The sequence below is a fragment of the Runella aurantiaca genome (assembly GCF_003339505.1).
GTDB lineage: Bacteria > Bacteroidota > Bacteroidia > Cytophagales > Spirosomataceae > Runella > Runella aurantiaca.
On record NZ_QPIW01000034.1, the window covers coordinates 24,930 to 51,682 of the forward strand.

22 protein-coding genes are annotated in these 26,753 nt (G+C 45.6%); 4 read left to right on the plus strand and 18 right to left on the minus strand.

The genetic code is table 11. The features are described 5' to 3' along the window. Positions 1-44 precede the first annotated feature (44 nt). A complete protein-coding gene (locus tag DVG78_RS26415; RefSeq protein WP_114464004.1) occupies positions 45-554 on the plus strand; it encodes a HEAT repeat domain-containing protein in 510 nt (169 codons plus the stop codon). Between the two features lie 6 nt (positions 555-560). After that, positions 561-878, plus strand: a complete 318-nt coding sequence (locus DVG78_RS26420) for a YrhB domain-containing protein (protein WP_114464005.1) — start codon at positions 561-563, stop codon at positions 876-878. An 87-nt stretch (positions 879-965) separates the two neighbouring features. Here the strand turns inward: DVG78_RS26420 and pheS are convergent, their stop codons facing one another. The 8 genes from pheS to DVG78_RS26460 form a co-directional block, all read right to left on the minus strand. After that, the gene (gene pheS / locus DVG78_RS26425) at positions 966-2,006 is read right to left on the minus strand and encodes a phenylalanine--tRNA ligase subunit alpha (protein WP_114464006.1); all 1,041 of its coding nucleotides are present in this window, start codon (positions 2,004-2,006) and stop codon (positions 966-968) included. Between the two features lie 124 nt (positions 2,007-2,130). Further along, complete coding sequence (locus DVG78_RS26430; protein ID WP_114464007.1) at positions 2,131-3,747, minus strand: amidohydrolase family protein; 1,617 nt, start codon at positions 3,745-3,747, stop codon at positions 2,131-2,133. Positions 3,748-3,878: 131 nt separating this feature from the next. Beyond that, positions 3,879-4,256 carry a ribosome hibernation-promoting factor, HPF/YfiA family gene (gene hpf, locus DVG78_RS26435; RefSeq protein WP_114464008.1) on the minus strand — a complete coding sequence of 126 codons (378 nt, stop codon included), beginning with the start codon at positions 4,254-4,256 and terminating at the stop codon, positions 3,879-3,881. A gap of 187 nt (positions 4,257-4,443) precedes the next feature. Next, positions 4,444-5,280, minus strand: a complete 837-nt coding sequence (gene kduI, locus DVG78_RS26440) for a 5-dehydro-4-deoxy-D-glucuronate isomerase (RefSeq protein WP_114464009.1) — start codon at positions 5,278-5,280, stop codon at positions 4,444-4,446. A gap of 74 nt (positions 5,281-5,354) precedes the next feature. Beyond that, positions 5,355-6,416 carry an NAD-dependent epimerase/dehydratase family protein gene (locus tag DVG78_RS26445; RefSeq protein ID WP_114464010.1) on the minus strand — a complete coding sequence of 354 codons (1,062 nt, stop codon included), beginning with the start codon at positions 6,414-6,416 and terminating at the stop codon, positions 5,355-5,357. 7 nt (positions 6,417-6,423) lie between these two features. After that, a complete protein-coding gene (locus DVG78_RS26450; RefSeq protein WP_114464011.1) occupies positions 6,424-8,379 on the minus strand; it encodes a KUP/HAK/KT family potassium transporter in 1,956 nt (651 codons plus the stop codon). A gap of 17 nt (positions 8,380-8,396) precedes the next feature. Continuing rightward, on the minus strand, positions 8,397-10,346 hold the full coding sequence (locus DVG78_RS26455; RefSeq protein ID WP_114464012.1) for a KUP/HAK/KT family potassium transporter: 1,950 nt from the start codon (positions 10,344-10,346) through the stop codon (positions 8,397-8,399). A gap of 231 nt (positions 10,347-10,577) precedes the next feature. Then, a complete protein-coding gene (locus tag DVG78_RS26460; protein ID WP_114464038.1) occupies positions 10,578-12,038 on the minus strand; it encodes an NADH-quinone oxidoreductase subunit N in 1,461 nt (486 codons plus the stop codon). A gap of 39 nt (positions 12,039-12,077) precedes the next feature. Between DVG78_RS26460 and DVG78_RS26465 the strand changes: the two genes are divergently transcribed. Further along, a complete protein-coding gene (locus DVG78_RS26465) occupies positions 12,078-12,719 on the plus strand; it encodes a hypothetical protein (protein ID WP_147277180.1) in 642 nt (213 codons plus the stop codon). Between the two features lie 89 nt (positions 12,720-12,808). Here DVG78_RS26465 and DVG78_RS26470 read toward each other — a convergent pair whose 3' ends face one another. The 9 genes from DVG78_RS26470 to DVG78_RS26510 all read right to left on the minus strand — a co-directional run bounded on the left by DVG78_RS26470 (position 12,809) and on the right by DVG78_RS26510 (position 23,203). Further along, on the minus strand, positions 12,809-13,996 hold the full coding sequence (locus tag DVG78_RS26470) for a phosphoglycerate kinase (protein WP_114464014.1): 1,188 nt from the start codon (positions 13,994-13,996) through the stop codon (positions 12,809-12,811). A 207-nt stretch (positions 13,997-14,203) separates the two neighbouring features. Beyond that, positions 14,204-14,635, minus strand: a complete 432-nt coding sequence (locus DVG78_RS26475; protein WP_114464039.1) for a nuclear transport factor 2 family protein — start codon at positions 14,633-14,635, stop codon at positions 14,204-14,206. Between the two features lie 8 nt (positions 14,636-14,643). Next, positions 14,644-15,945 carry an MFS transporter gene (locus tag DVG78_RS26480; protein ID WP_114464015.1) on the minus strand — a complete coding sequence of 434 codons (1,302 nt, stop codon included), beginning with the start codon at positions 15,943-15,945 and terminating at the stop codon, positions 14,644-14,646. 69 nt (positions 15,946-16,014) lie between these two features. Further along, on the minus strand, positions 16,015-16,686 hold the full coding sequence (locus DVG78_RS26485; protein ID WP_114464016.1) for a bifunctional 4-hydroxy-2-oxoglutarate aldolase/2-dehydro-3-deoxy-phosphogluconate aldolase: 672 nt from the start codon (positions 16,684-16,686) through the stop codon (positions 16,015-16,017). A gap of 20 nt (positions 16,687-16,706) precedes the next feature. Continuing rightward, a complete protein-coding gene (locus tag DVG78_RS26490; protein ID WP_114464017.1) occupies positions 16,707-17,744 on the minus strand; it encodes a sugar kinase in 1,038 nt (345 codons plus the stop codon). 165 nt (positions 17,745-17,909) lie between these two features. Next, positions 17,910-19,319, minus strand: a complete 1,410-nt coding sequence (gene uxaC / locus DVG78_RS26495) for a glucuronate isomerase (RefSeq protein ID WP_114464018.1) — start codon at positions 19,317-19,319, stop codon at positions 17,910-17,912. Between the two features lie 18 nt (positions 19,320-19,337). Beyond that, entirely contained in the window at positions 19,338-20,885 is a 1,548-nt protein-coding gene (locus DVG78_RS26500) for a tagaturonate reductase (RefSeq protein ID WP_114464019.1), read from the minus strand. A gap of 34 nt (positions 20,886-20,919) precedes the next feature. Then, positions 20,920-22,830, minus strand: a complete 1,911-nt coding sequence (locus DVG78_RS26505; RefSeq protein ID WP_114464020.1) for a glycoside hydrolase family 88 protein — start codon at positions 22,828-22,830, stop codon at positions 20,920-20,922. Between the two features lie 31 nt (positions 22,831-22,861). Next, positions 22,862-23,203: a cupin domain-containing protein gene (locus DVG78_RS26510; protein WP_114464021.1), complete on the minus strand. Its 342-nt coding sequence runs from the start codon at positions 23,201-23,203 to the stop codon at positions 22,862-22,864. 337 nt (positions 23,204-23,540) lie between these two features. On the opposite strand from DVG78_RS26510, the gene DVG78_RS26515 reads away from it, so the two are divergent. Beyond that, entirely contained in the window at positions 23,541-24,461 is a 921-nt protein-coding gene (locus DVG78_RS26515; RefSeq protein ID WP_114464022.1) for an AEC family transporter, read from the plus strand. 27 nt (positions 24,462-24,488) lie between these two features. Here the strand turns inward: DVG78_RS26515 and DVG78_RS26520 are convergent, their stop codons facing one another. Beyond that, a complete protein-coding gene (locus DVG78_RS26520) occupies positions 24,489-26,705 on the minus strand; it encodes a B12-binding domain-containing radical SAM protein (RefSeq protein WP_114464023.1) in 2,217 nt (738 codons plus the stop codon). Positions 26,706-26,753 lie beyond the last annotated feature (48 nt).

Below are 26,753 nucleotides of genomic sequence, written 5' to 3' on the forward strand. Positions count from 1 at the left end.
AATACCCATAAAACTTTCAGAAGAGAGTTTCAAGAGTCAGAAGAATGATGAATGTCGCATTACAGTTAAAGGAAATAGCGAAAATTAATAGACCATTAGCCCCTGATATTAAATTAATTATTCCCTGTCGTAAACATCAGTATACTGACAGTTTAATAGAGTTAATTAATGAAGCACGTTTCCAAAAGAATGATTTACTATTAGAATGCTCTTTAATCGCCTCAGAAACAGATGGGTTGAATAATAAATATACTGACCTATTTTGTAAGCTATTGGAAGAAAATTGGCATTCAAGCCAAGAAGATATAGCTGAATATTTAGAGGAGTTGAAAGATATTAATAGCATTGACACATTATTTTCCGTTGCATTACTTGATGAAAGTAAATATGATGATGAACCTATTCCATTAGCAAAGAAATGTATATGGGCTTTAGGTGCTATAAACGATAAAAAGTCTCTGAAAAAATTACAGATGCTTGCAACTTCAAGAAATCCATTGCTAAAAGAGGCAGCCGTAGCTGAGTTGAAAAAATTGAATAATTCATTTGAGTAAATATTTATGATAAATATTGAACAGGCAAAAGAACTTGTAGAAGGTGAATTGAAAGAACTTGAAAAAAGAGCTACCCGCCGTCTAAAAATAATGGAAAGTGAAACGATAGAATTTAAATTTGGATGGATTTTCTTTTATCAATCCGAAGAGTTTGTGGTTACAGGAAATGAAGATAAAATGGTTGGAGGTAATGCTCCAATTATTGTCGATAAATTTAACTCAACAGTACATATTACTGGAACGAGACGTAACGAAGATTTTTATTTAGAAAAATACTGTGAACTCAGAGATAATATTGATAAATTTAATGAGGCAATTGGTTAATTATTTATCCTGCGAAACCTAAAAAGGTCATCAAAAAAGGGTTGAAAACTAGTTTTCAACCCTTTTTTGATGACCTTAATCGTGGATTTACACCCCTTCAAACTGACGCAAAAAGCGTACATCATTTTCAGAGTATAGGCGTAGGTCACGAACGCCGTAGCGGAGCTGGGCAATGCGCTCAATGCCCATTCCGAAGGCAAAACCAGTGTATTCTTCGGGGTCGATGCCGCAGTTGGCCAAGACGTTGGGGTCTACCATGCCACTGCCAGCAATCTCTACCCAACCGGTTCCTTTAGATAAACGGTAGGTCTCTTCCGTGTCGGTTCCCAACCAAATGTCAATCTCGGCGCTTGGCTCCGTAAAGGGGAAGAACGACGGACGGAGACGTATTTTGACGTCTTTGTCAAACATCTCTTTGGAGAAGTGATAAAGCGTGTCTTTGAGGTCTTTGAAACTTACGTTTTTATCAATATACAAGCCTTCTACTTGGTGGAAAAAGCAGTGCGCGCGGGCCGAAATAGCTTCATTGCGGTACACTCGCCCTGGCATAATGGCGCGGATAGGCGGCTTTTGGCGTTCCATCATGCGGATTTGTACGTTTGAGGTATGTGTACGCAGGAGCATGTCTTGCGTGGGGGCTTCGGCATTTTTGGCCACGAAAAACGTGTCCTGCATTTCACGTGCGGGGTGGTTTTCGGGAAAATTGAGGGCCGTAAAATTGTACCAATCCGACTCAATCTCAGGGCCGTCGGCCACGCTGAAGCCCATGCGCTCAAAGATTTCGATGATTTTGGCGCGGGCCAAGGTGAGTGGGTGTATACTGCCGAGTTGATTAGGAACGACGGGCAAAGTTAAATCAACCGATGGGCCACTGGAGCCACCGTCATTGGCTTCAAATTCGGCCTGAATGACGGCGAAACGGTCGACGGCGAAATTTTTTAAAGCGTTCAATTCCTGACCTACAGCACGGCGCTCTTCTTTGGCAATGTCTTTCAGTCCTTCAAAAAGGGCTTCGACGACGCCTTTGCGTCCTACAAAGCGTTGACGATATTGTTCTAGTTGCTCCTTGGTGGCAACTTCAAACTGTTCTATTTCCTGAAATATCTCTTTGACTCGTTCGGTTAGCATCGGGTGATTAGTGATTGGTGGGTAGTGCTTAGGGACAATTTCAGCACTCAATTAGCTTCAATAATAGACTGCAAAGTTAAACATTCTTCCCAACTAACCACAAACCACCAATCACTGATTACTACTAATTACTGCCCGATACTTTTCCTGTTTTTTGGGGAATGCCCGGCTGAGTAATTTCAAAATTCTCTTCTTTTTTGGCATCGGCGACAATCTTACGCACGTCGGCCAGCAGTTTTTTGGCATCGTACACCACGCCATCTTTGACGGTGTATTTTACGCCACCCACGCGCGTCACTTCATTTTTTTCATTGAGACGAATGGCTCCCGTTCCGTAAAGCGTTTTCAGGTTGGCGAGCGGATTTTCTTCGGTAATCACAAAATCGGCCAGTTTTCCTACTTCTACCGAGCCAATATCTTTGGACATGCCGAGGGCTTCTGCTCCTTTGAGCGTGGCGGCCCGGATGATTTCCATGGGATGGAATCCTGCTTCGCGGAGCAATTCTAGTTCACGGATGTAGGCAAAACCGTATAATTGATAAATAAAGCCCGAATCAGAACCTGTGGTAACCCGGCCACCACGATTTTTGTATTCGTTGATAAACGCCATCCAAAGACGATAATTTTCTTTCCATGCTACTTCCTGCTCCGTGCCCCAGTTGTGCCAATACGACCCATGAGAGATGCGGCTGGGACCATAAAAGCGCCACAGAGAAGGCAGCGTGTATTCCTCATGCCATTCGGCGCGGCGGGCCAGCATTAGTTCGCGGTTGGCTTCGTAGATGTTGAAGGTGGGGTCAATGGTGAAATCCAGTTTCAACATTTCGTCCATCACCTGATTCCATTTTTCGGTACCAGGTTTAGCCGCTTGTTTCCAGAGTTTGCCGGCTTCTTCAAAACGGTTTTGCTCGTTGTTGTAGTTATAATCCGTTGGGTAATTTTGGAGGGTTTTATCGTCAAATAGTGCTTCTGGCAGGCCGTACCAGTGCTCCATGCTCGTTAGGCCAGCTCTAGCGGTGGCCAAGGCATTCATGCGCCCCACTTCGGTTTGGGCGTGGTGGGCGGCTGAGCCAAGCCCCAGTTTTTTGTTTTCGTCGAGGGCAGCCTTAAACACTTCGGGTTCGGCACCGAAGAATTTGATGCCGTCAGCGCCTTTTTTGGCATTTTGGCGTACCCATTCACGAGCTTGTTCGGGCGTAGATATAAAGTCGGCAGCTCCTTGTCCGAAAACGGTGTAGGCTTTGATGCGCGGAGCAGTAATCAGATTTTTGGCGCTTTTTTCTTTTTGGTCTAGCACCCAGTCCAGTCCATTACCGCAAGATGGGTCGCGGATGGTCGTGACTCCGTGCGCCATCCAGAGTTTAAACACATATTCGGCATTGGCTCCCTGCTGTACACCGCCGATGTGGCCGTGCATATCTACAAAGCCTGGCATGAGGTACATGCCTTGGCAATTCATTTCTTTGTCGCCCGGGTTGGCTTTTACGCCATTTTTGGGGTCAGCGGGCATTCCTGGATAACCTGCTTGACGAATTTGGGCAATGCGGTTGTTTTCAACCACAATATCCATGGGACCAATTGGGGGTGAACCTGTGCTGTTGATGATGGTTACACCTCTGATGATGAGTCGTTTGTGAGGGCCGTCTCCTTCGGATCGGTTGGGTGCTTTTTGCACTTGGGCCAAAATAGGGAGTGAAACTTGGGCGATAAGGAAGAACAATAAGAAGAAAAGCTTTTTCATAAAGGAAGTTGGGGTAGATGGAGTGTAATGGTATTCCAAAGTTAATCAAGATTAAAGACTTTTGGGCGATGAAGCCCAACAAAAAGGGCGAATACCCGTCGTATTCGCCCTTTTTATGAATGTAGCCTTATCTAAATCTCCTCAATTTCTATTTCTTCGGCTACTTCTGAGCCATTGGTAGTGGCTTCTTTGATGGTTTTGTTTTCTACTTCTTGCCGTTTGGCTTTGTATTTTTTTATCTGAATTTTGAGGGCCTCAAGGGCCAAATCGGTGGCTTCTTCAAAGCTTTTGCCACTTTCTTTGACAAATAGTTCTGCATTGGGAACCTTGATTTTGACTTCTAAAACTTTATTTTTGACTTTACTGCTTTCACTTTTATCTAATCGGAGGTATACTTCACCACTGGTTATTCGGTCATAAAATGTTTCGAGTTTTTCTAGTTTCTTTTCAATAAATTCGAGCAATTTTGAATCTGCGTCGAAGTGGATCGCGTGCACTTGAAGTCTCATAATTACGCACAGTTTTAGTTTAACAATTAATTGACAATCGTATTTGTGGACTCAAAAGGGGAAAAAATAGCGGTCTGCATCGCCAGACCGCTATCTCTAAAATTGAAGTCTACCTTCAACGATTGTAAATCTAAACTGTGTGTTTTTTTCTTAAAAACCAAGCATTCCGGTTAGTTTTTTTGAAATTTTATTTTATTTCACTCATTGTCAGCATATCCATATCCGTGAAGGAATAATTTTCTCCCGCCATTGCCCACAGAAACGAATAACTGGTGGTTCCGGCTCCGGCGTGGATGGACCACGGAGGAGAAATAATGGCCTGCTCGTTGGCTACTACCAAGTGGCGGGTTTCTTCGGGTGCCCCCATAAAATGGAAAATACGCTGGTCTTCTTCCATGTCAAAGTAGACGTAAATTTCGGAACGGCGGTCGTGAACATGTGGCGGCATGGTGTTCCAAACACTGCTGTACTTCATGGCCGTCATGCCCATCACGAGTTGGCAGCTTTCCAAGCCGCCCGCGTGGATGTACTTATAAATAGTACGGGTATTGGCTTTTTCGGGAGAGCCCATGTCTACGGGCATGGCGTCGGCGGCTTTCATCAGAGCCGTTGGCACAAGACGATGCGCGGGAGTCGAAATCAGAATAAACTTAGCGGGAAACTCTGGGTCCAAACTCTTGAAAGAAACCATTTTATGGCCTTTTCCTACGTACAGACAGTCGCGTTTTTGAAGCGTAAAAAGTTCTTCTCCTACCATCACAAACCCATCGCCACCCACGTTGAGAATACCTAATTCGCGGCGTTCGAGAAAATAATCAGCGCGGAGTTCCTCATAAACGGGTAGTTTATGCAATTGCCCTACGGGCTTAATTCCTCCCACAATCATGCGGTCATAGTGGGAATAAACGAAATGGAACTGATCCGGAACGAATAGTTTCTCCATTAAAAATTCCTCGCGGATTCGGTGCGTATCGTAACTTTTGAAATCCGTCGGATTGGTAGCATGTCGAACTTGGATGTGCATAAGAGTAATGTGTATTGAGTAAAGAGTCGTGAGCAGTTAAGCAATAGCATATACCCGCTCGCTAAACCAGCGACTTATTTTAGGATTGGTGCTAAAGCAACGTGATTTTGGTCCAACCATTCTGTAATATCTTCCACAATCTGGCGTACCCCAATCTGAGGCGCCCAACCAGTGAGCCGTGTTACTTTCGAATTGTCGGTAATATACAGGCGAATATCTGCCGTGCGGGTTTCGGCCACTTGTTTGATAGGGATGGTCTTGCCCGTTACTTCCTGACAGATTTTGGTGAGTTCTTGCAAGGAAGTGCTGCTTTCGTTTCCTCCGCCCGCATTGAGAATTTCACCGTTTACTTTTTCCAAATTATGCAATTGCCAGTCAATCAAACGGTATAAATCCGCCACGTGCAGCATATCACGGGTTTGTTTGCCCGTGCCACCGTAGCCAAAATACCCCAGTTGTTGTTCCCAATAATGTTTTGCAATCCAAAGAACCATCACGCCTTGGTCTACTTTGCCCATTTGCCATGGGCCCGTAATCACGCCGCAGCGATTGATGACGGTCTGTAAACCATAAAATTCATTGTATTCCTGAATGATTAATTCCGAAGCTAGTTTGGTGGTTCCGTACAAAGAACGGGCGCCCTCCAACGGAAAATCTTCGGCAATTCCTTTGGATGAAACCCCTTTAACGGGTTGTTCATCGGTCAATTCAAACCGGGTTTCAGATTCAGTAAAATTGAGTTTTTCAATGGTCTTGATGGGATATACCCGGCTCGTGGATAAGAAAATGAATTTCGCGCGGTGTTTGAGGGCGTAATTCAGGCAATTGACGGTACCGAAAAGGTTGGTATTTATTAAGTAATCGGGCGTTCCATCCAATCCTGCCAAAACCGAAGGCTCGGCAGATGCTTCAATCACAACGTCTACGGCTGGTAGCGAATCAAAATCTTCTTTGTTGCGAATGTCACCGTGAACGTACGTGATTCCGAGTTGGGAAATGCGCGCTACGTTGAGTTCTGAACCTTTTCGTTTTAGGTTATCTAAACAATAAATTTCGTAAGAAGGATAGTTGGTTTTCAATGCTATCGCTAACGAAGAGCCTACAAAGCCGGCGCCGCCGGTAATCAAAATTTTCATGGTCTATTTAATTATATCTTCTTTTGAGCAGGACATTTTCTACGGGCTGAATGACCAACGGCACTTTTTCAATCTTCACGGCACTGGCGTCTAGTCCAAACCATTTGTCTTCGCCAGGGGTGAATTGTTTGATGAAAAAATACGCCTGCATGATGATTCGTTCAAACAAAGGTAATTCGTTTTCGTAAGACAAAAACTTTTCCAGTACTACAAACCTAAAATCGCCCACTACATTGTGTCTATTGAGTGACTCATAGCGGCTGGTGATATCCACTTCTTTGTTCTTGACCATTTCTTCAATCACCTTCCGAAGGTATAGATTGATTCGTTGTTCTACCCGGAAACCCAGATAGAAATTAACTTTGACGACATCGTCAGATTCGATGATGTTGACTTTGTACTCCATTGTGTAAGGGTCGTCGGTGGTATCAACGTGTACAAACCAATAGATATCGGCCCGTTTGGGGCGTTTTTGGAAGATAGAATAAATCACTTTTGACTCAATTTCGCTTATGCGCGAAGCACTCGACATAAACACCAAGTGAGTGGCGTATTTGGGAATGCTTACGTCGCGGCTGAGTTCTTTCAATGATTCCAGAAATCTTTCTAGCTTAACGTACTCGGTCAATTGTTGCTTGATAAAAAACGAATTATACCAAATGACCATCAAAGAAACAATGGCACCGCCGATAATTAATGACACCCATCCGCCATGTGTAAATTTGAGCAGATTTGCCACCAAAAATGAACCTTCGATTCCTAAATAGAGCACAAAAAACAGCACAATTCCCCAGGCATTATAGCGCCGGGCGTATAAGTAGTAAGACATCAAGAGTGTGGTCATCAGCATGGTCAGCGTAATGGCTAAGCCGTAGGCCGCTTCCATGCGAGAAGATTCCTTGAAATATAAAACAACCCCGACGCACCCTGCCCAAAGAAGCCAATTGACGCTCGGAACGTACAATTGCCCTTTTTGGAGACTTGGGTAGCGAAGCCTTACTTTGGGCCAAAAATTGAGGCGTATTGCTTCGCTGACCAAAGTAAAAGAACCTGTAATCAAAGCCTGACTCGCAATAATCGCCGCCATGGTAGCGATGCAGATGCCCGGAAGTAAAAACCAGTCGGGCATAAGGTCATAAAAAGGATTACGGGTGCCCAAAGGCTGTCCTTTTATGCTTAGTAAATACGCGCCTTGGCCGAGGTAATTCAGAAAAAGGGCGGCTTTTACAAATACCCAACTCACCCGAATGTTGCCTCGCCCGCAGTGACCAAGGTCAGAGTAAAGCGCTTCGGCCCCAGTGGTACAGAGAAATACCGCTCCCAAAAGCCAAAAACCTTCTGGATATTCAAACAGCAACCAATAACCATAATAAGGGTTAAAGCATTTGAGCACTTCGGGGGCGTCGCTGATGTGAATGAAACCCAAAGTTGCCAGCATCAAAAACCAAATAAGCATGATTGGTCCAAAAGCCCGACCTACTACGCTTGTGCCAAAACCCTGAATTAAAAAAAGAGCCGATAGAATCGCAATGACAATTGGAATGGTCTGCAACTCAGGGTAAATAATTTTTAGCCCTTCAATAGCCGACGAAACGGAGATGGGAGGGGTAATGATGCCGTCGGCCAATAATGCCGCCCCGCCAATCATGGCTGGAATCGTAATCCATTTGGCGTGCCGGCGCACCAGAGCGTAAAGCGCAAAAATACCTCCTTCGCCCCGGTTGTCGGCTCGAAGAATCAGAATGACGTATTTAAAGGTAGTTTGAAGGGTGAGCGTCCAAAATACCAAAGAAAGTGCGCCTAAAATTTCGTTTTCTTCGATGGGTTTGGTAGTTCCGGTGACAGCCTTCATAACATAAAGGGGAGAGGTACCGATATCTCCGTAAATAATACCGAGGGCAATCAGTAGCCCGGCTGCCGTGACTTTGGAGTTGTCGTGCCGGTGGGCGTCGTTAGATTCCATATATATTTGGTTAAAAATTAGCCATAAATCCGTTGCAGATTTACCTTGTCTATGGCCCTGATGATGAGCGGGACTTTTTCGATTTTTACGGCACTGCTATCCAACCCAAACCACTTGTCTTCACTGTTGGTAAAGCTTTTGATAAAGAAGTACGCTTTCATAATAAGCTGCTCAAAAATGGGTAACTCATTTTCATACGAAAGGAATTTTTCCAACACAACAAAGCGGAAATCGCCGATAACGTTGTGGCGGTGCAGTGATTCGTAACGGCTGGTAATGTCTACTTCTTTGTTTTTTACCATGTCTTCGATGATACGGCGCAAGTAGAGGTTTATGCGTTGTTCGATTCGAAAGCCCAGCCGGAAAGTGACTTTGATGACATCGTCGGGTTCAATGACGTCGACTTTGTATTGCATTGTGTAAGGTTCATCGGTCGTGTCAACGTGGACAAACCAGTATATATCGGCCCGTTTGGGGCGTTTTTCGAAAATTGAATAAATAATTTTAGATTCAACTTCACTCGTACGCGAAGCATTTGACATAAACACTAGGTGCGTGGCGTATTTGGGGATGCTTACGTCGCGGCTGAGTTCTTTGAGTGCATCAATGTACGTAGCAAGTTTGGTATATTCCGTCAACTGTGCTTTGATTTGGCCCGCTTTGAGCCAGATAAACATAACCGTAGCGAGAATGGTGCAAATCAATACCGACACCCAACCTCCGTGCGCAAATTTCTCTAAGTTGGCGAGCATAAAAGCGCTTTCTACCGCAAAATACACCACCAAAAATACAATGACCAGCCACATATTGTAGCGATGTGTATAGAGATAGTAAGACATCAGTAGCGTGTCTACGAGCATGGTGAGTGTGATGGCCAAACCATAGGCGGCTTCCATGTTTGTGGAGCGCTTGAAATACAGCACCACAGCCACGCAACCGATAAAGAGAAGCAGGTTAATGCTAGGCACATACAATTGCCCCTTTTGGGCTGAAGGGTATTTAAGTTTGATTTTGGGCCAAAAATTGAGGCGAATAGCCTCGCTGACCAACGTAAACGAACCCGTAATCAACGCTTGACTGGCGATGATAGCGGCCATGGTAGCAATGGCAATACCAGGCAATAAAAACCAGTCTGGCATGAGTTCATAAAAAGGCTTACGGCCGTTGAGGTACTGGCCATTGTGTGCCATCAGCCATGCAGATTGACCAAAATAATTGAGCAATAAAGTGAATTTTACAAATACCCAACTTATCCGAATGTTTCCCCGCCCGCAGTGGCCCAAGTCGGAATACAGTGCTTCGGCTCCCGTGGTACAGAGAAAAACGGCTCCTAAAAGTGCAAATCCTCCGGGATGTTCAACCAACAATTGATAGGCATAATAAGGGTTGAGGGCTTTGATAACCAATGGGTTTTGGATAACGTGAGAAAATCCCAAAATACCCAAGGTGGAGAACCAAACCAACATGATAGGCCCGAAAGCCCCGCCCACTACCTTTGTTCCAAAAACCTGAATGAGAAACAAAACCGCCAAAATGACCAGTACAATCGGTACGGTCTGAATGTTGGGATATAAAATCTCCAATCCTTCGACCGCCGAAGAAACCGAAATCGGTGGACAAATAATACCGTCGGCCAAGAGCGCTGCGCCCCCAATCATGGTAGGAATGGTGAGCCACTTGGCATGACGTCGTACCAACGCAAAAAGTGCTAATGTTCCGCCTTCACCACGGTTGTCGGCCCGTAGAATTAATACGACATATTTGATGGTTGTTTGCAGCGTGAGCGTCCAGAATACGCACGAGAGCGCACCCAATACAACCTCTTCATTGATCCTGCTTTTACCGATGATGGCTTGCATTACGTACAATGGAGAGGTTCCAATGTCTCCATACACAATCCCCAATGCAACCAATAACCCAGCGCCTGAGATTTTGTCTAAATTGTGGTGACCGTTACCTTGTTCCATGAAAATCGTTTGTTCTATATAATGATAGGAAGCACTGGTTATGAAGCAGGGATGTATGTCTAATTTTAAATCGCTTTTAGAACGTGGGTTTCCGCAGATTTGGTGAAAAAGTCGGACAAATATAAATGCTTGGGCTATCCGTTGTTCTCAGAGGCCCAAAATTATTCACTAATCTGATAAGAATCAGCCAATATGGTAACGCCTAAGGCGTTTGAAGCGGCGAAAAAATACTTACAGTAACCTAATCCAGACAATCAACCCGTCGGTCTTGAAAAAGAGGGCTAAAATGGTGATTGTCAGGAGTGAAATAAGAATTGTTGCTGCGTACGAAACAGGCGACGAAACCAGTGACGATGGGCTTTTTCGAAAAAATAGATAAAAGGGAATTTTAAAATAATAAAACAGTGAAACAACGGTATTGAGCAACCCAACGACCAACAATATCACTAATAATGAGTCGCCATTGGCCTGATACGCTTCCCAAAGTGAGGAGAATACGAGTAATTTAGCCGTAAACCCTGCCGTGGGCGGCAGTCCAACCAAACCCAGCATCAGAACCGTAAAACAAACACTTAGTAAGGGATATGCCGCGCCTTTACCCGTGATAGAAGCCAAAGTTGGGGTAGCTGTATCTTGCCCCATTAAATCAATGAGAAGAAAAACTGCAATGTTGATGATGACATAGACAGTAATGTAAAACGCCGCGCTTTCAAACCCCGTTTGATTAAACGCGGTCAACCCCACAATGATAAATCCTGCCTGTGCAATGCCAGAGTAAGCCATGAGTCGTTTTAGGTCGTTTTGCCAAAGGGCAGCGAGATTGCCGACCAAAATACTCACCAACGCAATGATGGCCATGAGTTTTTGAAAATCGGCAGGGAATACACTCAAAAGACGCATCAAGAGCAACAATGCCGCCGCTTTTGGGGCGGTTGATAAAAAAGACACAATGGGCGTGGGTGCAGATTCGTACACATCTGGTGGCCACACGTGAAACGGAACCAGCGAAAGTTTGAATAGCACGCCGCTCAAGGTGAGAAATCCTACCACCAACAAAATAAGCGGCGGATTTTGGGCTAACTGACTGGCAAATACGTCGCTCGTGAAATCCAACGTGCCCGTCATCCCGTACAGTAGCGAAAGCCCGTACAGCATGATGGCCGAACTGAGTGCGCCAAACAAAAGGTATTTAATTCCGCCTTCTGCGGGTTTTTTGCCGCTGCCAAAGGTGACCATTAAATAAGACCCAATTGATACCAGTTCTATGGACAGGTACACGCTCAGGCCATTGGTGGCCATCGTCATCAGAAAAAGCCCTAAAACTACGGCCAACAAAATACTGTAAAACTCGGCGGGGAGTTTTGTCTGCACAAATTGTACGTGTAGCAGCACTAATAGCGCCGTAAGGAGGATAATAAGTTTGAAGAAAACGGCTTTATGGTCAAGATAAATCAGGTGATGAAATAAATAACCGCCCAAGTCGTTCCATTGAAGACAAACCAACACCAAAGCGACCGCCAGCGCTCCGATAGTCAAGCTACGCAGGATGCCAGTAGTCTGCAACTGCCAAGGGCTGTATTTTAGCAGAATTTCACTGAGAATAATGAACAAAAATGCTCCTGCCAGCCACGTTTCAGGTAAAAAACCGGGCAGACTTTGGATAACGTGATAAAGATGGTCTTGGAGTCGCAAGGTAGATTGTTTAATTTGCTCGCAAAAGTACAACGCAACATGAAAAAGTCATTACTCTGTGGGGGATTGATTTTACTAACCCTCGTAACTTATGCCCAAAGTATGTTTATTCAGGACATCAACGGGCGTCCTATTTTCGAAAATGGATACGTAGAAATCGAAGGTTCACCCTACCTCAACGACGCATGGTCGAGGGGGAGTGTCAAAGCCAAAAATAATGGCAAAACCTATGAGCTGGCAAAAATGCGGTATGACCTCTACAAAGACGAACTCGAATACGAAGAAAACCAAAAGCCGTACCGGTTCAGCAGCGAAATTACGGAGTTTTCGACCAACGACGGCGTGTTTAGAAGTGGTTTTCCAGCGATAGAATCCCTTACCGCCCGAAATTTTTATCAGGTAATGTACGACGGAAATGTTAAATTACTAAAACACAGCACCGTTAGGATTCAGACCGAAAAACTGTACAGCTCGGCCACCCAGACCAAACGTTTTATGAAAGAAGATGCGTTGTATTTGTTTAAAAACGGCACCTTGACCCGCCTCAAAAAAGACAAAAAAGCGTTGTTGGAAGCCCTCGGCGACAAGCAGGTCGAGTTGGAAACGTTTATCAAAGACCAAAAATTGAAACTCTCCAAAGAAGAAGATATTCTGCGCGTAGTGGAGAAGTATGAAGGATAATAATTGTTGATTATCAAAGTTTTAGGGTACTCTAAAAAAGAAGGACGCATTTTCGTGCGCCCTTCTTTTTTGAAGGAATATTGAAAAAATTAAGCCAACGCCGCTACGCCGGGCAATTCTTTTCCTTCCATGTATTCGAGCAATGCTCCGCCACCCGTTGAAACGTAGCTCACGCGGTCGCCGTAGCCAGCGTTGTTGATGGCCGAGGCCGAATCTCCCCCGCCGATGAGCGAGAACGCACCGTTTTCCTCGGTTGCTTTGACCACTGCTTTAGCGATGGCGTCAGTACCGATAGCAAAGTTAGGGAATTCAAATACACCCATCGGGCCATTCCAAAGAATGGTTTTTGAAGTACGTACTACTTCTTCAAACAATGCAATACTTTCTGGACCAATATCTAACCCTTCCCAGCCGTCGGGGATTTGTCCAGTGGCAACGATTTGGCGGTTGGCGTCGTTTGAAAAAGCATCGGCGCATACATTATCCACGGGCATGATGATATTCACGCCTTTGGCTTTGGCTTTTTCCAGAATTTCGAGGGCTAATTCTTGTTTGTCAGCTTCTAAAAGTGACTTTCCAATTTTACCGCCGAGGGCTTTGGTGAATGTATAAGTCATTCCGCCTCCGATGATGAGATTGTCCACTTTGTCCAAAAGACGCTCAATGATGAGGATTTTGTCAGAGATTTTGGCGCCTCCCATGATGGCCGTGAAAGGGCGCTCGGCGTGTTCGAGAATGCGCTGGGCATTGTCGATTTCGGCTTGCATAACGTAACCGCAGATACGGTCTTCAAAAAATTGTCCGATAACGGCCGTAGAAGCGTGGGCGCGGTGCGCGGTTCCGAAGGCATCATTTACCCAAACATCGCCGAGTTTTGAAAGTTTTTCGGCAAAGGCAGCATCGCCTTTTTCTTCCTGCTTATAAAAACGAAGGTTTTCGAGCAACAGGATTTCGCCGGGTTGGAGGGTGGTAGCTTGGTCGTAGGCAGATTCTCCGATGCAATCATCGGCAAATTTGACTGAAACCCCCAAGATTACTGATAATGGGTTGATTAAGTGTTTAAGTGAATATTTTTCGGTTGGGCCGTCTTTCGGCCGCCCCAAATGTGACATCAGAACGCAGGAGCCGCCGTCTGCCAAAATTTTGCGGATGGTGGGGAGGGTCGCCTGAATACGGGTGTCGTCAGTAATTTCGAATTTTTCATTGAGGGGCACGTTGAAGTCCACGCGAATAAGCGCTCGTTTCCCTGCAAAATTGTACGAATCTACGGTTTTCATAGGATTCCAGTGGGTTGAACTAAAGATTGATTTACAGGACAAAAATAGTTTTTTCGGCCCACTACCCTCACATTATCCGTTTTTTCTTTTTACAAACTGCCTCAGAAAGAGTGGTTGAAGGAGAATCGTAGCGGGTTTTGGGAATAAATGAACCATAAAAAATCCCCTTAACCGAGGCCAAGGGGATTTTTGTGAAAAATAAAGTCATTAAATTTTTACGGCCTGTCGGGCCAACAATTTCCAACCTCCTTTTTGTTTTTGCCACACCATCAAAAGCGAGAGATTTGCCGTGCCGGGCTTACCGCTATTGTTGGTGGTCCCCGCCAATTTATGACGTACGATGGCGGCGTTACCAGCTATTTTGATGGTTTGTTCCGTCAGGCTGATAGTTACAAAATCAGATTCGCCGCTTACAATAGCGCGCACAAATTCCGCTTTGTCTTCAATTTTGCCGTTGGAGTGGCCATAGCTGAGGGCTTCATCGGTGAGGTTTTCGAGCGTTGCTTTGTCGGCGTCAATCATTGCTTTTTTGAGTGCTTCTACGGCACTCGCAACCGCTGCTTCATCTTTTGATTGGGCAAAAGTTGTATTGAGAACCGAGAAACAAGTAATCAGTAAAAATGTGAGGGCCTTTTTCATAGTCATTTTTATAAATCTACCGGTTTCATTTTAGGGACCAAGAAGTGCATAATCGTCCACGCCAATACGTAAGCGGCACCGCACACGAAAAACATGATGTAATAGGCCGTCTCGATTTGGTTGATAGAACGGTAATAGACAAACATGTTTTTTTGAACCAAAGCAGAAAGTAAAATCCCGCCCAAGGCGCCAAACATCCCACCAATTCCGGTGACGGAGGCGGTGGTGTATTTGGGGAACATATCCGAAACCGTAGTGAAGATATTGGCGCTCCACGCTTGGTGAGCGGCGGCGGCAAATCCAATGACACAAACGGCATACCACATGTCAATGCTGCCTAAAATTTGCGAGAAAATAATCGGCGATACACAAAGGGCATAAATAAGCATGGAAGTTTTGCGCGCCCTGAACACGGGCCAGCCTGTTTTTATAAGGTACATTGGCAAGTAACCACCCAAAACACTGCCAAAGGTTGAGAGTGTATACACTACCGCAACAGGAATGGCAATCTGAGTACCCGTAAGTTTGTATTGGCTTTGCAAAAAGTCGGGCAACCAGAAAAGATAAAACCACCAGATAGGGTCGGTGAGGAGCTTGCCAATGGCGAATGCCCAAGTTTGGCGGAAACTTAAAAGTTTGAACCAAGAAACCTGCGGCTTATTGACATCGTTTTTGTCGGCCAGTACTTCAGCGGCATCAGAATGTATGTAATCGTATTCGGCTTTTGAAAGTTTTGGGCTTTTGCTTGGTACTTCATAAAACATCAGCCAAAGCACGAGCCACACAAAACCCAACATCCCCGTAATAATAAACGCCCATTGCCAACCCATTTCGGCGGCGATAAAAGGAACTGAAAGGGGAGCCACAATGGCGCCGAAGTTGGTGCCAGAGTTGAAAATTCCTGTGGCAAAAGCACGTTCTTTTTTAGGAAACCATTCGGCAACGGTCTTGATGGCGGCGGGAAAGTTTCCAGCTTCTGTAATACCGAGCGCCGAACGTACAACAGCAAACCCAAAAACAGTATTCACCAAGGCATGGGCTACGGCCGCCACGCTCCACAAAGTAGTAGCAACGGCGTAGCCGATTTTGGTGCCCAGCTTATCGACCAAACGCCCAGCGCCGAGCATCCCGAAGGCGTAAAAAAGTTTGAAGGCGATTTCAATGTTGGCGTAGTCACCATCGTTCCAGTTCAGTTCTTCCGAAAGGGTGGATTTTAATAAACTGATTACCTGCCTGTCGAGGTAGTTAATGGTGGTTGCGAAAAATACCAGACCGCAAATGGTCCAGCGATAATTACCGATTTTTTCCATGTAGAAGAAGGGTTTTGTAACAACATAGGCACAAAGGGCACATAGCTTCTGGCTATACAGTCTGTGTTTCTATGCGGTTGGAGCGAGGGTTTGGTAATAGGTTAGTAATGTATTTATCTTTTGGGCTATTTCTTCAAAATTACCTGCTTCGACAACGGCCTTTGGGAAGAGTTGTGAGCCGATGCCCACCGCACTTACCCCAGCGCTAAACCACTCTTTTAGGCTTTCGGAGGTGGGCTCTACGCCTCCCGTTACCATCACTTTAACCTTGGGTAAAGGGCCTTTCAAAGCTTTGACAAATCCAGAACCCACGACATTTCCTGGAAAGACTTTTACAATTTCTGCACCTAGTAAAGTAGCATTGTAAACTTCCGAAACGGTCATGGCACCAGGCATCCAAGCGATGTTTTGCGCCTTGCACACTTCGGCCACATCCATTGTGGTACAGGGTTGAACCACAAAATCAGCGCCCAACGCAATGAATTCCTCCGCCTGAAGCGCATTGAAAACGGTTCCAATACCTAAAGCCATTTTTGGGTAGTTTGTACTGATAAAATCGCGTAATACTTTGAAAACTTCTTTGGCGTTTTCGCCGCGATTGGTAAACTCAAACGCCCGAATCCCTCCGTCGTAACAGGCTTTAATGATTTGGCAGGTTACTTCTGCGTCGGGATGATAAAACACCGGGACGATGGGTGCGCTTGTCAGGGTTTGATAAACGAGTTGTGGTTCAAAAGCCATTGATATCGTTGTTGTTTACATTAATTCTCACTCAAAACGTTGTTTAACGTTTCTTTTACTTTTTCTACGGTTTGCTGCGAGGCATCGCCGTATTCCTGCAATTTGCCAAACGCCGCCGCTGCCGCAAAATCAATGATGTCTTGCGGAGCGTGTTGGTGGTGTAGGCCATAAATAAGACCGCCCATAAAACAATCGCCGCTGCCTACTTTATCCACCACTTTCTGGGTGGTAAATTCGGGGGAAACGTACTGTATGCCGTCTTTGAACAAAGTGGTATAATACTGAATTCCTTCTTCGAACGCGTCAAAACGGAAGGTATTGGCCACGACTTTGCATTTCGGGAATGTCGCCTGAATATTTTCGGCAGTGGCAATGCTGTGGGCCAAATACTTCTCCTGCGTAGGATTTTGCTCCACCGTTTTGTCAACTGGAATCCCCAAAAGTGTATTAGCGGCCCAGATATTACCCATGATTACGTCGCAGTACTGCGCCAAGGCGGGCATGATTTCGACGGGTTTTTTACCAAACTGCCATAGTTTGGCGCGGTAGTTTAAATCTACAGAAATGGTGATGCCCAAGCGCGAAGCTACCTGTAATGCTTCCAGACAGGCATCTGCTACATCTTGGTTGAGGGCGGGGCTGATGGCGCTAAAATGAAACCACGAGCAACCTTCCAAAATCTGTTCCCAATCTACTTTGCCCACTTTTAATTCTGAAAACGAAGAAAAAGCCCTGTCATAAATCACGCCAGCGTTTTTTAAATCTGCGCCCTGTGGCAAATAATACGCACCGATGCGCGACCCAAAATGTCGAATGCCAGATGTTTCAATCCCTTTTTCCTCAATATAGGCTTCGATTTCGGTCGAGAGTTGGTTTTCGGGTAAAACTGTGCTGTAGCGTACCGGCACTTTCCAATTGGCGAGGGCATTGGCTACGTTGAGTTCGGCACCGCCGACAAAAACGGGCATGTTAGCCTGTTTAATCCACTCACCATTGAGTTGCGGTGAAAAACGCAATAGTAATTCTCCAAAACAACAAATAGTATTTCCTGTACGCAAGGGTGTATTCTTTTGGTTATCAATTGTTTAATTAAGTAATAGCATCTGTTTGACATGTAGTGTTGGTTTAATACGTGCTGATGGTTTCTCAAAACCATCAGCATCCGTGAGGGCGGTTTCTCAAAACCGCCCTCACACGCGCCCTAAAACCAACCCGACAGATTCTTAAAATCCGAAATATTGCTTGGCGTTATTGTAGCAAATATTCTGAACTACCTGTCCAATCCACTCGGTATCATTGGGCAATTCGCCATTTTCGATGTCGTTGCCGAACATATTACACAAAATACGACGGAAATACTCGTGACGAGGAAACGATAAAAACGAACGTGAATCGGTGAGCATTCCGACGAAGCGACTCAACAGCCCCATGTTCGACAGCGCATTCATTTGTCTTTCCATGCCGTCTTTCTGGTCCATAAACCACCAACCCGAGCCGAACTGGATTTTTCCCGCTACTGAGCCGTCGTTGAAATTACCAATCATGGTGGCAATCACTTCGTTGTCGGCAGGGTTGAGGTTATAAATGATGGTTTTTGCCAATTGGTTGTATTCATCCAAACGGCCTAAAAATTTAGACAAAGCCATTGCCTGCGACCAGTCGCCGATGGAATCCCAGCCCGTATCGGGACCAAGCAGACGCAGCGCGCGGGTATTGTTGTTGCGCAATGCACCGATGTGGAATTGCTGCGTCCAGCCCAGTTCGTGGTACATGGTGCCGAGGTAGTGCAAAATCGCGGATTGGTACAATACCTGCTCCGCCGAGGTGATGGTTTGGCCCGCCAATGCTTTTTTGAAAATCGCGTTGGCATCTTCGGGCGTAAAATCAGCCGCGTATAATTGTTCCAGACCGTGGTCAGACAACAAACAACCTAAGGAAGCGAAAAAGTCAGCCCGGGCGCGTAGGGCTTTGGTCAAATCGTCGTACGATGTGATTTCAAAACCTACAATAGTGGCTAGTTTTTGGATGAAACCCGCAAAGTTTGGATTACCGATTAAAATAAATTTGTCGGGACGAAAAGCGGGACGCATTTGAATTTCAAAAGTGCCTTCGTTTTTCAATTGCTGATGGTATTCTAGCGAATCCAGTGGGTCGTCGGTGGTACAGACGACTTCGACGTTCATTTTACGCAACAGATTTCGCACCGAATAATCGGGCGTGCGGAGTTTTTCGGAGCACTCATCGTAGATTTTTCGGGCCGTTTTAGGGCTCAAAATATCGTGAACGTCAAAATAACGCTGCAACTCCAAATGTGTCCAGTGGTAAAGCGGATTTCGAAGGGTATACGGAACGGTTTCAGCCCATTTTTCAAACTTTTGATAATCACTTTTGTCGCCCGTACAGTAGCTCTCGTCTACTCCGTTGGTACGCATTCCTCGCCACTTGTAGTGGTCGCCGTAGAGCCAAATCTGCGTTAAATTCTCAAAGTTTTTATCGTTAACGATTTGGTCGGGCGGCAAGTGATTGTGGTAATCAATGATGGGCATCTGTTTCGCAAACTCATGATAAAGCGTGCGTGCCGCGTCGGTTTGCAGCAAAAAGTCTTCGTCTAAAAAAGTTTTAGTGACCAACATTTTAGTATAGCTAGATGGTTAGAGAGTCGCGTTAATTTCTACGTATGGGGTGGTATTCTTATAAAAAAAGGCTTCAATCGTGGATTTTACCCCATTTTCAAGCATATTTTCTACGTTTTCTGTTACACTTTGGGCAAAACCTGGTAATAAAGTAAGGTCGGTGTCCCAGAGCGTTTTGTTTTGCAGCACCAATTCAACCAATTGAGCAGATGTATTTTGTTGCCATTGTTGATAAAAATACTCCGCTTTTTCGTCCTGAATAGGATAGAGTTGCCCATCTCGCTCGCCAAAATAGACAAAACGCTCTTTGGCAACCGATTTCATAAAACACAAATAGGCCGCAAAACCCAACGAAAAATATTCAGGTACGCAGTTGAAAACATCGTAATAGCGAAGAAGCGTTGGAACATTACGCAGTTTCATTTTTGAGGTATAATTGAGCGTAATGCTGAGCCATTGATGGTTGAGGTGTGGATTACGAAAGCGGTCCAATACCTGCATTCCAAAACGCTGCGGGCTTTTTTCGTCCATGGGGTAAGGAATCGCCAGACCCAATTCGGCCATCATCAGATTGCTGATATACGCCGACATCGTTTCGTTTTGCATTGCACCAATGACGTTGTCAAATCCGGCTAAATAGGCTAAGCCGCTGCTCAAAGTATGGGTGCCGTTCAGTAGTCGCAGTTTAAGTTCGCGAAAGAGGTTAATATCAGGCTCAACAAAAACACCATCGTCGGCTTTGTGAAAAGAAAGTACCTGTTTTACGTGTTCGTTGCCTTCGATAGCCCACAGTCTAAATACCTCGCTCATGGTGAGCAGTCTGTCTTCGTAGCCCAATTCTTGCGTAAGTTCTTTATGAGTATCGGCGTCAGGTTTGCCAGGTACGATTCGGTCTACCAATGAGTTACAAAAATGGTTGGCGCTTTCGAGCCAATCCAGAAAACTGGACTCTAACCCGTTGCGGTGGGCCAATTCGATGACGATGGACTCTAGTTTAGTGCCGTTGTCGGTAATCAGTTCAGTAGGCACAATCACCAACCCTGAGGCTTTGCTGCCGCCGAAAGCCTGAAATCGGGCGTATAAAAACGCCAGCAATTTCCCGGGGAATGACGCGGGCGGAGTGGCAGAAATATCATCCTGCGTGAGTTGAATCCCTACCTCGGTGGTGTTGGAAATGATGATTTGCAGTTCGGGGTTCTTGGCACAATCTAAAATACGCTGCCATTGCGATTTGGCCGACAACACGCGGCTGATGGCCGAACAAACGATATTTTCTTCGACGTTTTGGCCCAGTTCAACCCCTCTAACACACAGCGTATAGAGGCTGTCTTGCTCGTCAAAAGCGGTGGCATCGCCGCCATCGGTCGATTTGACCACTACGATTCGGCCGTTGAAAATACCTTGCCGATTGGCCTTGTCAATCAAATAATCGGGCAATCCCCTCAACAAAACGCCGGTGCCGAATTGCAGTACTTTTTCGGGTAATTCAAAAACAGATTCGTCAGGAACGACTAAATTCGGTCGGTTATGAAGCTGTTTTAATTCAATTTTAGATAGATATGTCATGGTGCCGTATTGGTTGACTGGTTTTAGGGGACGGCTATTTTTTGGCAGAAAGTAGCCACGTAGCTAAATCTTTGGCAGCCGAAAAGTTTTCATAAACGACTGGAATACGGCGACCATCGGTATATTCATTGTACAGCCACGGGTCGCCCACGGCAAACACCGTTCCTTTTCCTACTTTGGCTACGCCGATAATCACGTCTCCTTTATGGCTCAGAATTCCTTGCGCGGGAGCTTTTAAGTTGAGCGGCGCCAACTCTTTGATGTAAACAGCCTTGGTATTTTTGAAGATTAGATTTCCCGCTGGAATGTCGATGCGTCCCTGCTCCCATTGCGTGCCTTGTACCATATTCACGTTTTTGGGCAAAAACTGAATGCCGAATTCATTGGCCAAACGGTTGAAATTTTTGTGCTCACAGTTGGCGGTGTCGTTGGCCATCAGCACGAGCGTTCCGCCAGCCTTTACCCAATTACTGATTTGCTGGATGTCGGTGTCTTGAATGAAATTAGGATGAGCCGTTTCTTTTTTCGTGTCGGGGTCTACGATGATGTAAACGTCTACGTTTTTGAGATTTTTGGCCGTTGGGGCGGATTGGATGGCCGTGGTTTTTGCGCCTAAATCACGGAAAATATTTCCCCACACCTTGAATCCTGAATGCATGGGGTCTTCCCAAGTGTAGTGAAACTGTTCTTCCTGCCCGTTCCAATCTTTGCGAAACTCTCGGTTGAAATAATAATCTGTGGCGACGGTTTTGCCTTTGCCAAGGCTGTTTTCGGCGGCAATTTCCATTTCGACGCTGGCAAAGATGAATGGCCCTACGCCTTTCAGGTCATTTTTACGAATGGGCTCGCTAAGGTAATATTCATAGCTTCCGTCGCGGTAAGGTGTGCCGCCGAGACCACCTACACTCACCGTTTTGTTGAGGTTAATCGTGCCGTTGGCGCCTTCTTCCACAAATTCTTTGAGGATGCCTGCGTAGCCTTTTTGGGCGGCGGGCAAATAGGTTTGGGGCAAATATCCCATGCGTACGCCTTTGGCCAATGCATACACAAACATGCACGAAGCGGAGGCTTCAAAATAATTGCCTTTGCGCGTACCTTGGGTGGTCATCTGGTACCATACGCCCGACTTGGCATCTTGATACTTGACAAGTGCGGGGGCTAAACGTTGCAGGTATTTGACGAGATTGGCGCGCTCAGGGTGAGTCTGGGGAAAATAATCCAATACATCGACCAATGCCATGGCATACCAGCCGATGGCCCGACTCCAGAAATGCGGCGAGAGGCCCGTTTTTGGGTCGGCCCATTTTTCGGATTTGCTTTCGTCGTATGCGTGATAAACGAGCCCTGTTTTTGGGTCAACGGCGTATTTCTCAATCAGCGCAAACTGTTTTGCAATGTCGTTAAAATGCGCTGGATGGTTGAAAATTAGGCTATACTCGGCCGAAAAAGGCTCGGCCATAAACAGCCCGTCGAGCCACATTTGATTGGGGTAGCGCTTTTTGTGCCAGTAACCGCCTTCTTTGGTTTGGGGCTGGTTTTCAATTTGTTTCCACAACAAATCAGCGGCTTTGCGGTATTTTTCTTTGTCGGGCTGGGTTTGTTGGTAGATTGTCAACAGCGCGCGTCCCGTCGGGATATTGTCGAGGTTGAAATCGTCGTATTTATAGGTACGAATGCTGCCGTCTTTTTGGACGTAGCGGTTTATATCCCGCACCACATACTCAAAATACTTACCGTCGCCAGTGCGGTTCCATACTTTTTCGATGGCTTTATAAATCAAACCCTGCTCGTAATCCCAGCCCGCGGGTTTCCCTTCCTTGACCGTAATGGAATCTTTGTGCCAACTCATCACTGATTCGGCCATCCGAACCGAATAAGGTGTTTTTTGGGCAATGAGTGAATGACTGACGGCCAGGATAAATGAATAAAATAGTAGGTGTTTCATAGGATAGTATGACTCAGTTTATAGCTGATAGTTAGACAAAATCTTCACGCATGGGATTAAAAACATCAATCAACAAACCTTCTTCCAAGCAAATGGCTCCGTGTAATACGTTGGAAGGAACAAAATAAACGTCTCCCTCTTTTAAGTTTCGGGTTTGGTCACCGATGGTCACTTCAAACACGCCGCTGGCCACGTAGCTGATTTGTAAATGGGGGTGTTGGTGAATTGTTCCAATCCCTCCCTGTTTAAAAGCAACTTTTACCAACATCAACTCATTGGTGTATGACATGACTTTACGCTTTATTTTCTCATCGACGGTTTCCCACGGAAGGTCATCGTCGGCGACCAGTACTTTTTCGAATGAAGGATGCATAAAAAATTAAAATTGTATTTTTCAGTTAGAGCTAGTTACCAACTCTTTGTAGGGAGTTAGCAACCGACGGATTGAGTTTATCTTTATTTTAGTTGTTTGTCAATGATTTTGACCGATATTTTTATGCAAACGTTATCGGCAACGTTGCCGAATTGTACTTAACAAAAAATAGATTGTAAAGAATCAAGAATAAGCCCCGGGTTGAACGAGTTTATGGTGAGAAAAGTGATTCTGAAAAAATGATAAAAAATTATACTTTTCAAAGTTTTAAGAAAGACTAGTTATCCCTTTATTACTTTTGTATTTTAAAGTAAAAGAATCTTCCCATCCCGTTCAAATGAATCAAACCAACAGTGTATTCTTAATCACCCTCGGCATTGCGACGATGGGTTTTTTGATTAAAAAATTTGATTTTGTAACCGAGCAGGATGGCAAAGCTATTTCAAAATTTTTGATGCACACCACTTTTCCCGCGCTGATGATTGTCAGTATGCTTCGCATCAAATTTGAACCTACGCTTTTTCTTATTCCGTTGATTTGCATTGCCTTGGGAGTTGTCATGACGTTGGTAGGGTGGGTTTGGTTTAAGGATTATCCCAATCGGCTGCGCGGCGTGCTTACCATGTCGTGTGGTGGCCTGAACGTAGGGCTTTTTGCGTTTCCCATCATTGAGGGTATTTGGGGGCGCGAAGGGTTGGTGTACGTGGCGATGTTTGACATCGGCAATACCATCATCACCTTTGGCTTGGTTTATTCCGTAGGGAGTTATTTTGCGGTGAAGGGCGAAGGAGGGGTGAACTACGGAAGAGTGTTGAAAAAAGTGATTCAATTGCCGCCGTTGCAGGCGATGTTCATTGGCTTGACCATCAATGCCTTAAAAATAGAGTTGCCAGTAGTTGCTTATGATTTTTTGGATGTATTGGCCAAGGCCAACAAGCCGCTTGTGTTGCTGCTCATGGGGATTTATATGAGTTTTTCGTTGGAGCGAAGTCAGGTGTGGGCAGTGGTAAAGGTCCTCACGATTCGTTATGCCTGCGGTTTTATCGCGGTTTTGCTTTTGTACGTATTGATTCCCGAGCCTACGCTTGCCCGTAATGTGCTGTTGGTCTGTGTTATTCTCCCGATTGGTATGACGATTCTTCCCTTTGCCGATGAGCTTAATTACGACTCGCGTATTGCGGGCGTATTGGTGAATATCTCGCTGTTAATCAGCTTTTTGCTGATGTGGGGCTTGGTGGTTGGACTGAAATTGGCGTGAGGGACAGAAGTCAGGAGCGATAACAAATTACAGAATTAATAATCCATTCTCGCGCAATTGCTTCCAAGCGGTTGTCTTGCAAAAAGCGTCAAAACTTCCGAATGGCGCGTTTTCAAAATCGTTTTGTAACTGTTGATACAGGAAAGGCTTCTCGAAGTTAGTAATCGCAATTTTTGGAAATATCTCCATCCAAAAATCTCCCATTGCCGCAGGTACTTCAAGTACCAAATCGTGCTTTTTGTGGTAAAAATGAAGTTCGGCCATATGCACCGTTTTTTTACCTTGTTTTACCTCAAAATGTGCCAAGGAAGGCAGGTTTCCCAACCAAACCACAAACGCATTTTTACGAACCGAATCTTCGTATTGGGTAATTTGCTTTTGAATGTAGTTGGGCGGAATGGTGGTGGAAGGTACTTTGAACGGAAACCACTTATTGAGTGGAATCTCAAACCCTACGCCGTGCATATAATTGAACAGTGACTTGCGCAAACCCTCCCCAAACAGGTCGTGATTGGCCCCCGTTGGGTCATCGTGGTAGAGGTCATTGTCGGCAAAACCGCCGAAATCGGGACCGATTTGCTGTACATCAAAGGCTTCGGGGTGCAAACCCACGGGGCTATGTGAGGTCATGGCAAAACGGTGCCAAAAGCCTGATTGCAACACGCCATTTTGGAATAATTGCCGCACCATTTCTAGTGAATCAACGGTTTCCTGCGCGGTTTGGGTCGGAAAACCGTACATCAAATAGGCATGAACCATGATACCCGCCTGCGTAAAACCGTCGGTGACGCGGGCTACCTGCCCTACGGTTACGCCCTTTTTCATTTTTTCCAACAACCGGTCCGACGCTACTTCCAACCCTCCCGACATGGCAATGCAGCCAGAAGCCTTCAAGAGAATGGACAAATCGTGCGTGAAATTCTTTTCAAAACGAATATTGGTCCACCAAACGACGGTCAATTTCCGACGAATGATTTCGATGGCTACATCCCGCAAGAGCGCTGGCGGCGCCGCTTCGTCCACGAAATGAAAACCGTTTTGTTTGGTTTTCTGAATGATTTCTTCGATGCGGTCGCAGATGAGCGAGGCCGTGAGTGGCTCGTAGTTTTTGATGTAATCAAGCGAAATATCGCAAAAAGAGCATTTTCCCCAGTAACAACCGTGCGCCAAAGTGAGTTTATTCCACCGCCCGTCGCTCCAGAGCCGGTGCATCGGATTGACAATCTCAATGACTGACAAATAATCCATCAACTTCAAATCGGCGTAATCGGGCGTGCCCGTTTCGCGCTGGGCTACGTCTTTCTCGGAAGCTCCGTTGTGGAAAACCACTTGGTTATCCACAACGGAAAAAATACGCTTAAGTTTTTCCAACGGCCGTTTTTGTTCCAGATACTCCAACAGCGAGCGCAAAGGTGCTTCCCCGTCATCGAGGCAAACATAATCGACGTACTCAAACACGCGCGGGTCTGAAAGCGAGCGGAGTTCGGTGTTACAAAACCCACCTCCCATCACGATTTTGACGTCGGGATAGTGTTTTTTTAGATATTGACCGCATTTAAGAGCCCCGAAAAGATTGCCTGGAAATGGTACGGTCAAGCAAACGACCGTCGGCGCAAACATCTTAATTTTTTGGTCGAGCAATTCCGTCAACAGCGTCGTAATCAGCGTATCGGGTGCTTGCAGCGAAGCCTGCATTTCATCAAAATGCGTAGCCGTGCGACCCAAACGCTCCGCATAGCGACTGAACCCGAAATGCGGGTCGATGCTTTCCTGAATAAAATCCCCCAAATCTTCCAAATACAGCGTGGCCAAGTGACGGGCTTTGTCTTGCGTGCCCATGGTGCCAAAAGCCCATTCGAGGTCTTCTACTTCTTTGAAACGAGAAGCTTCGGGCAGATACGTACGGTCACAAATGCTGTGAGCGAGCGTGGGATTTTTGTTCTGTAAAAAAAGAATTACGGGCTCAATGGTCGTAATGTACTCGTCGCGAAGACTATAAATGCGAAAGGCATTGTCCGATAGTTCTATGTCATGCTCGGCGCGGTCGAGGGCGTCAAACAATTGGGTAAGGCCCTGGGGAGAAAAAAGCGCTAAAATGACCTCAATGCCCAAATCTGCCTGCCACGACGGCACGCCCAACGTGTTCAAAAAACCCTTGATATAGGCGGTAGCCGGGTACGGGGTATTGAGTTGGGTAAACGGAGGCGTAAGTAGCAAAAGCTTGTTTGGGGAAATCATGCGCATGGGAAATGAGGCAAATAAATGCACGAAGGTAACGAAATGTACGCAAGA

Bases quoted from the DNA above. Each gene is read 5' to 3' on its own strand.
- DVG78_RS26500 (WP_114464019.1), bottom strand. From the start codon at position 20,885: ATGACATATCTATCTAAAATTGAATTAAAACAGCTTCATAACCGACCG.
- pheS (WP_114464006.1), bottom strand. From the start codon at position 2,006: ATGCTAACCGAACGAGTCAAAGAGATATTTCAGGAAATAGAACAGTTT.
- hpf (WP_114464008.1), bottom strand. From the start codon at position 4,256: ATGAGACTTCAAGTGCACGCGATCCACTTCGACGCAGATTCAAAATTG.
- DVG78_RS26455 (WP_114464012.1), bottom strand. From the start codon at position 10,346: ATGGAACAAGGTAACGGTCACCACAATTTAGACAAAATCTCAGGCGCT.
- DVG78_RS26470 (WP_114464014.1), bottom strand. From the start codon at position 13,996: ATGAAAACCGTAGATTCGTACAATTTTGCAGGGAAACGAGCGCTTATT.
- DVG78_RS26420 (WP_114464005.1), top strand. From the start codon at position 561: ATGATAAATATTGAACAGGCAAAAGAACTTGTAGAAGGTGAATTGAAA.
- DVG78_RS26430 (WP_114464007.1), bottom strand. From the start codon at position 3,747: ATGAAAAAGCTTTTCTTCTTATTGTTCTTCCTTATCGCCCAAGTTTCA.
- DVG78_RS26515 (WP_114464022.1), top strand. From the start codon at position 23,541: ATGAATCAAACCAACAGTGTATTCTTAATCACCCTCGGCATTGCGACG.
- DVG78_RS26450 (WP_114464011.1), bottom strand. From the start codon at position 8,379: ATGGAATCTAACGACGCCCACCGGCACGACAACTCCAAAGTCACGGCA.
- uxaC (WP_114464018.1), bottom strand. From the start codon at position 19,319: ATGTTGGTCACTAAAACTTTTTTAGACGAAGACTTTTTGCTGCAAACC.
- DVG78_RS26510 (WP_114464021.1), bottom strand. From the start codon at position 23,203: ATGCATCCTTCATTCGAAAAAGTACTGGTCGCCGACGATGACCTTCCG.
- DVG78_RS26485 (WP_114464016.1), bottom strand. From the start codon at position 16,686: ATGGCTTTTGAACCACAACTCGTTTATCAAACCCTGACAAGCGCACCC.
- DVG78_RS26505 (WP_114464020.1), bottom strand. From the start codon at position 22,830: ATGAAACACCTACTATTTTATTCATTTATCCTGGCCGTCAGTCATTCA.
- DVG78_RS26465 (WP_147277180.1), top strand. From the start codon at position 12,078: ATGAAAAAGTCATTACTCTGTGGGGGATTGATTTTACTAACCCTCGTA.
- kduI (WP_114464009.1), bottom strand. From the start codon at position 5,280: ATGCACATCCAAGTTCGACATGCTACCAATCCGACGGATTTCAAAAGT.
- DVG78_RS26475 (WP_114464039.1), bottom strand. From the start codon at position 14,635: ATGAAAAAGGCCCTCACATTTTTACTGATTACTTGTTTCTCGGTTCTC.
- DVG78_RS26445 (WP_114464010.1), bottom strand. From the start codon at position 6,416: ATGAAAATTTTGATTACCGGCGGCGCCGGCTTTGTAGGCTCTTCGTTA.
- DVG78_RS26415 (WP_114464004.1), top strand. From the start codon at position 45: ATGATGAATGTCGCATTACAGTTAAAGGAAATAGCGAAAATTAATAGA.
- DVG78_RS26520 (WP_114464023.1), bottom strand. From the start codon at position 26,705: ATGCGCATGATTTCCCCAAACAAGCTTTTGCTACTTACGCCTCCGTTT.
- DVG78_RS26480 (WP_114464015.1), bottom strand. From the start codon at position 15,945: ATGGAAAAAATCGGTAATTATCGCTGGACCATTTGCGGTCTGGTATTT.